Annotated in this window: 5 protein-coding genes and 1 pseudogene; all 6 read left to right on the forward strand. The window is 35.8% G+C overall.

Annotated features, from left to right (window positions below; genetic code table 11):
- Positions 1-1,751, forward strand: a pseudogene (locus tag CD172_RS13105) (phage tail spike protein); the annotation flags it as partial.
- Between the two features lie 2,041 nt (positions 1,752-3,792).
- Positions 3,793-3,933: a hypothetical protein gene (locus CD172_RS12735; RefSeq protein ID WP_157950547.1), complete on the forward strand. Its 141-nt coding sequence runs from the start codon at positions 3,793-3,795 to the stop codon at positions 3,931-3,933.
- 46 nt (positions 3,934-3,979) lie between these two features.
- Positions 3,980-4,282: a hypothetical protein gene (locus CD172_RS08015; protein ID WP_103346026.1), complete on the forward strand. Its 303-nt coding sequence runs from the start codon at positions 3,980-3,982 to the stop codon at positions 4,280-4,282.
- A gap of 19 nt (positions 4,283-4,301) precedes the next feature.
- Complete coding sequence (locus CD172_RS08020) at positions 4,302-4,601, forward strand: DUF2951 family protein (protein ID WP_103346027.1); 300 nt, start codon at positions 4,302-4,304, stop codon at positions 4,599-4,601.
- A 120-nt stretch (positions 4,602-4,721) separates the two neighbouring features.
- Positions 4,722-5,018, forward strand: coding sequence for a phage holin (locus CD172_RS08025; RefSeq protein ID WP_103346028.1), 297 nt, complete (start codon positions 4,722-4,724; stop codon positions 5,016-5,018).
- A gap of 26 nt (positions 5,019-5,044) precedes the next feature.
- Positions 5,045-6,433, forward strand: coding sequence for an N-acetylmuramoyl-L-alanine amidase (locus CD172_RS08030; protein ID WP_103346029.1), 1,389 nt, complete (start codon positions 5,045-5,047; stop codon positions 6,431-6,433).
- Positions 6,434-6,975 lie beyond the last annotated feature (542 nt).

Raw genomic sequence — 6,975 nt, forward strand, 5'->3', positions numbered from 1 at the left:
AGATGTGTATAAGAGACAGGGATAGCATAAGCAAATATTCATTGATTGAATGCAATGCATCCTATTTAGAAGATATTGCCACGGGTGTACCATATGGACCGCATAAATTTGAAAAGTACACTACTACACAAGCACTTAGTGATGTTTTGAAAGATACAGGGTGGAAAGTAAGTGACGACACAGAATATAACGGTACACGTACTACCTCGTGGACTAGCTATCAAACAAGGTTTGATGTACTTAAACAATTAACTACCACATATAAGATGGTTATGGACTTCCACATTGATTTGAATAGCCGTAAAGTTAAATCACGATACGTAAGCTTGAAAGAACCAAAACCTTTGTTTAAAGGTAAAGAAATTGTACGTGGTAAAGATTTATTAGGTTTGAAATGTTCTGTTGATGTATCTGAAGTCCGTACTGCTTTAATATGTTTAGGTCCCGAGAAAGAGAATGGTGAACGTATCAAAGTCATTGTTAAAGATGACGAGGCACAAAAACAGTTTGGTCTACCCACACGTTATATTTGGGATATTTATGAACCTGAAACTGAAGATGAAAATATGACGGAACAACGCTTACGCACATTAGGTACTACTCAACTAAACAAAGTTAAAAGTGCAGCAGTAAGTTATGACGTTACATCTTTAGATATTAAAAAAGCGTATCCGCATGAAATTATCCGTTTAGGTGACATAGTGCGTGTAAAAGATAGGGATTTCACCCCTGCATTATATGTAGAGGGTGAAGTTATATCCGAAACATATAATCCTTTAACAAATGTAAGTGTTTATTCATTTGGGAATTATGTTGAGTATAAAGAATCTGATCTACGTGCAGAATTTGCTAAAAAACTTGATGCGATACGTCAAAAGTTAAATGACGGTTTAACTAATGTGAATACTATCGTTGCAGATGTGGTTGAAGGTAAGCTTGAATATTTCGAACGTAAAATAATTAAAGGTGCTGAACCGCCTGAAAATCCCGTGAACGATATGTTGTGGTTAGACACAAGTAATCCTGATGTAGCAGTATTACGACGATACTGGGAGGGGCAATGGATTAATGCGACGGCAGAGAAAGCCGAAGATATTGGTGCAATCACTCGCGAAAAGGCATTATATAGTGAGTTGAATAACACATTCGTTAACCTATCCATTCAACATAGCAAGTTGTTGAATGAAATGCACTATGTCATGAATAGTGAGTATTTAGTGGACTTTGATTTAAAAGATGAATTGAATTCTAAACTTGACGCTACTGTATCAATTTATAACAACATTAAGAATAACATAGATAGCATGACCGATGAGACTGCCACTATAGGTAAGTTAATCGATACACAAACACTGTTTTTAAATTATAGAACAACTATGCAAGAATTATACACTGTGGTTGAACGTGCAAAGATAGCGATTGATGAACGATTTAAATTGTTACAATCGCAGTATACTGAAGAAAAGTTTAGAGACGCACTTCAAGGAATTGCAGATAAATTTGGATTACAAGTGAACGAACAGAATCAACTTGTAGGCGAACCTAATGTAGTTGAGAAAGCGGTTATTGCAGTGAGAGAAGATACTAAAGAACAACTTAGAGATTACGTTAAATCAGTTGATTACCAAACAAATCAACAAGGTTTAATTGAACGCATGGAATCGGCAGACGCAGAACGTAAGACACTTGCCGGTCAAATCAGTGATAAAGTCACTAAAGCAGAATATCAAAGTGGCTTAGATAGCATTAAAATCGGTGGCGTGAACTTATTTGAAGCGTATGACAGTGCAACACATGGTAATAGCGTACATTCGTCTATAACGTCCACAGAATCGTTTAGAGGCAAGTATTGGGCGACAACTATATATTCTGCTGATTATCTTAAGAAGATACTCACACCTGGCGAAGAATACACATATTCTTATGAATTAGAAATTGTCGGATTATCTGATTATGACGTTCAGTATGCAGCACAACATGGCATTATCTTATATAGTCAATCGGTTTCGAAAGATCGTATCACAACTAGCTATAAATCAATTGAACGGATATTAAATAATAAATTTAAAGTCACTCAAACATTTGTTGCTCCTGAAATTATTGACCACAGATTTATGGCATATTCAGGTTTATATACACCTGATGGACGATTAGGCACGCAACGTGATTCAAACTTAGTAGAAATACGTAATTTAAAACTAGAAAAAGGAAACAAAGCTACTGATTACACTGAAGCACCATCAGATGTGACACGTGGGACTGATAAGAAGTTGTCTGTTGCTAAAACTGAAATACTACAAGACGGCGAACAAATATCGCAACGGGTATCACGTGAAGTATTTAACGCAAGCAGTCAAACGTTGAACCGTGTTGTGTCAGAATTTATCAACAACACCACAGACGGTATGACGTTTACTTATGATGATAATAGTAATATTCAGTCATTTAACGTAGGACCACAAGGCGTCAAAATTAAAGGTGATAAAGTGGATATTAAACTGAACAAAGAATTTAATCTGCTTGTGGGTGATGTTAGTAAAAAGGCTGATGAAACAAATATTATCAATAAAATTAATTTGTCTCGTGAAGGATTAGACATCAATGTAAATAATATAGGCATACGCGGTGGCGATTCCGTAAATTACCTAGAAATTAAAAATAATAGTGTATTGTCACGAGGTAGATTTACTCGAACATGGGCTAATAAAACTGATTCTGCTAATTTAACACTTGGTATCAGAGAAGGATATTTGATGGTGTCCAACGAAGATACAGGTTATAACCTTTATATGACTGAAAAAGGCTTGTCCACAATGATGAATGCGACTAGTGGTGAAACTGCGGGTACATTAGAATTTCATTATCAAGGTTACAACGAGAATTCACGCGGGGTACGCTTGCATTCCACATATGGAGCGGTTGCTTTAGAATCAGATCAGTCACGGATATATACTGTAGCCAACTTAACTAATAACATTGAATCAAGGCAATATGGGGTATACATTAGACCTTTTAAAGACACACGTGCTGGTTTAAATGAGTTTTACTTTTATGTAAAAGATAATGACAGTGTTAGTGACACTGACGGTGCTATTCTCTACGGAAACATAAGCGACGAAAGAGGAGAGCATGGTTCAGGTATACGTTTTAGTAAATCGCGTACAGATAATATTGTGTATATTACAAATCGTGATGGAGATATTGGAACGGGAGATATATCAGTAAGAAACGCTGAAATACGAGAACATATCCGCACACAAGGCATGTTAGAAATTAGACAGTGGAATGATGCACGGGCATATAACCAAGTTAAAGTTGGAGCCGTTAACACTACTAATAGTGTAGTTATGGCAAGTCATAGTGGTGGTAACGCTTATTATGGTGTAGGTACACAAGAAATGAGGGTTACTGATAACAACGGATATAATGGAGGCAACACAAGGTATAAAAGTGTTCGTGCTGACACATTTTATGGTAAGACTGCCTCAAATTCTTCCGAAAAATATAAAACCAACATAACAAAATGGGAAGTAGATGCGACGCAGTTAATAAAAGACACTGTGTTTTATGAATATAACTATAAATCCGACTTACAAAATGGTAATGAACAAAAAAGTCACGGAATTATTATAGAAAGAGAAATGCCTAAATTTATTACTAGAGATAATGATTCTATCGACTTGTATGAATTTATTTCAACTATAGGTAAAGCACTACAAGAGCAAATAAAACGTAGTGATGAACTAGAATTTAAATACGAAAATATACTACGAATTTTGGAGGAATATTCTAATGAACAAACAAGTTAATCCACAATGGGTTATTGATAACCTAGCAACTTCAAATGCAGAATTACAAAAAGAAAACGCAATTTTGCGGGCATTAATTACACAATTACAAAACAAGGATAATGAAGCGTCTGACGGTGAATAATCGTTAGGCGTTTTTATTATAAATAAATTTATTGGAGGAATTAAAAATGGAAAACAAAGTAACAGAGTATTATTTAGTAGAAGTGGACAAGAGAGGAGAAGAAAGCTGTTTAATGCAAAACTATTCAAACAGTTTTGTGCGTGGTGCTTCGCCTGCTAATGCATATAAGTTTACCGATGAAGAACAAGTCAAACAGGTATGCGCAATGCAGAATATGTTAGCTGGCATTTTTAAAAATGGAGCTAAAACATATTATGTGAAGCAAGACATTACGCGTAATTCGTTTGATGAAAAAGGCGAACCCTATAAGAAAGATAGAGAAGATGAATCTGACTCATTAGAGGTTTAATAAAAAAGTAGGTGACGTAATGTTTGGTTTTATCAAACGACGAGAGCACGAATGGAGAATCATGCGTTTAGAAGAAAATGATAAAGATATGTTTAAAAAGTTGGATAATATTGAACATAGTCTAAGAACGCAAGAAAAAGTCTATGACAAACTCGATCGAACTTTTGAAGAGTTAAAACAAGACAGATTAAAAGAGGAACAGAACAAAAGAGAAAATGCCAAAAATATTAAAGATCTCAAAATGTGGATGCTTGGTGTAATTGGCACGATTGCCAGTACCATCATCATCGCAATTTTACGTACATTATTTGGGATTTAAGGAGGTGAACGCTATGTTATTTGGATACAGCTTCTGGGCATGCTTCTGGTTTGGGAAATGTAAATAAGATTAAAAGTCGGCGCTAATGCGTCGGCTTTTTAAGTTAAGGAGATGAATTGAATGGATATTAAAGTAGTAGCACGTTACATTGTTTTAATCTTAGCTTTGGTCAACCAGTATTTAACAACGAAGGGCATTAACCCTTTGCCAGTTATTAGTGAAGAAGATATATCCTCTTTATTAATGACAATTATGGGCTTGTACATGGCATATAAGAACAACCCTAATACTAAAGAGGCACAATGGGCTAACCAAAAAATGAAGAAGTATAAAGCGGAACAAAAGTATATTAAAGCAACTGGTGCTATGCCTCAAAAAGACATTGTCGAACCAGTTGAAATCGAGGAGAACCTTTAAGGGTTCTCTTTTATTGAGGTGATTAAATGAGAACTTTAGATGAGGCTATAAAATGGCTTAACAACTCTGTAGGTAAGCAATACGACTTTGATTTGGCTTTTGGCTACCAATGTTACGATTACGCTAACAGTTACTTCAATTATATGACTGGTTTCAGATTAAGTGGAATGTATGCTAAGGATATTCCTACTGACAATGCTAGTTTACTTCGTGATATAGCGACAGTGTACGAAAATACCCCTAACTTTTTACCGCTACCAGGTGACATAGCTATTTTCAATGGAAGGTACGGAGCTGGTTCTGGGCATGTTGCGGTAGTAACTAAAGCAACATTAAATAGTTTTGAAGTTATCGAGCAAAATTGGCAAGGTGGAGGATATGTGAATGGACGTCCAGGTTGGGAAAGTGCTACAAGACGGTGGCACCAATATGACAACCCAATGTGGTTTATTAGATTGAACTACGCTAAGAAGAAGTCTATTACTAGTCTATTACCTAGCAAGACACCTAAACCAGTTAAACTTAAAGTGGCACTTGTACCTGGTCATGGGTACAATGATCCTGGTGCAGTTGGTAATGGGACTAATGAACGTGATTTTATACGTAAGAACATCGTGCCAAATGTCGCCAAGTATCTGCGCACAGCAGGACATGATGTTTATTTGTATGGTGGGTCTAATATGTCGCAAGATATGTATCAAGACACCGCATATGGTCAACGTCTAGGTAATAAAAAAGATTATGGCTTATACTGGCTTAAGCGCAACCAGAATCCTGATGTAGTTGTTGAGTTTCATTTAGATGCAGCGGGGGCAAGTGCAAGTGGTGGACATGTGATTATTTCAAATAAATTTAATGCAGACACAATAGACAATGGCATACAGTCCGTCATTAAGTCTAATTTGGGTCAAATTCGAGGTGTGACGCCACGTAATGACTTGTTGAATGTCAATGTATCAGCAGAGTTAAATGTCAATTATAGGCTTGCTGAACTAGGTTTTATCACTAACAAAAACGACATGGATTACATTAGAGCGAATACCGAGAAATACTGTCGCGACATCGCTGGGGCTATACACGGCAAACCTATCGGTGGTACGTTAGCAGGTAAAACACAAGTTAATCGTATATCTTGGGGGTTAAGTGGAACATTCTATCCAGATAGAGCGATTAAAGTCCGACGTCAAGCGGGGTTGAATGGTGAAGTAGTTGACCAAGCGTCTTGGCTATATAGTAAAGATGACTGGGTTAAGTTTGATCAAGTGATAAAAAAAGATGGCTATTGGTGGATAAGATTTAAATATCAAGCGCCAGGCGCAATTAAAGCCTATTTCTATTGTGCAGTATGTAAGATCACTGACAAAGAAGAAAAAATTAAAAATGAAACTTATTGGGGAAATATTAAGTGGCTATGAGTTGCCGTATAAAACATTAGTATGTTATATTAAATTCGTGAGGAAGTAGTGTTCCCTCTCACACTGAGTATATTTTTCGCGTATTGCATACGACGCTTAAAAGTTGTGACGGTCTTAATTGACCGTCTTTTTTATTAATAAAGACAAAAAATATTAAAAAAATTAGGGTGACAAATGAGCCAAAGTATGTTATGGTTTATAAAGAAAATATCCCTTATGTTATAACTATTTACCTCACATTTTGCAGGCAATGTGAAAATTGACGGTCTTAATTGACCGTCTTTTTTATTTGTGATAAATTATCTTTAAGGTTTGCTAAAAATCTTATATCCGTACATCCAAGTACCTGAGAGTAGCCCTTGCGGCTGCTCTTTTTTTATGTTATCTTATTTATGTGGTTGTTTTATACGTAAATATAAGTGTATTTTCAGGCTAACCGTAATGGTTGGCCTGTTTTTTTGTGTTAAAATATAAACTGAATTAGATAACTCAAGCTAATCTATTTTAAGAACAACACCTCGTCGTTAACAAAATAATTATAT

Source organism: Staphylococcus agnetis (genome assembly GCF_002901865.1).
In the GTDB taxonomy this organism is placed as follows: Bacteria; Bacillota; Bacilli; order Staphylococcales; family Staphylococcaceae; genus Staphylococcus; species Staphylococcus agnetis.

Bases quoted from the DNA above. Each gene is read 5' to 3' on its own strand.
- CD172_RS08025 (WP_103346028.1), top strand. From the start codon at position 4,722: ATGGATATTAAAGTAGTAGCACGTTACATTGTTTTAATCTTAGCTTTG.
- CD172_RS12735 (WP_157950547.1), top strand. From the start codon at position 3,793: ATGAACAAACAAGTTAATCCACAATGGGTTATTGATAACCTAGCAACT.
- CD172_RS08030 (WP_103346029.1), top strand. From the start codon at position 5,045: ATGAGAACTTTAGATGAGGCTATAAAATGGCTTAACAACTCTGTAGGT.
- CD172_RS08015 (WP_103346026.1), top strand. From the start codon at position 3,980: ATGGAAAACAAAGTAACAGAGTATTATTTAGTAGAAGTGGACAAGAGA.
- CD172_RS08020 (WP_103346027.1), top strand. From the start codon at position 4,302: ATGTTTGGTTTTATCAAACGACGAGAGCACGAATGGAGAATCATGCGT.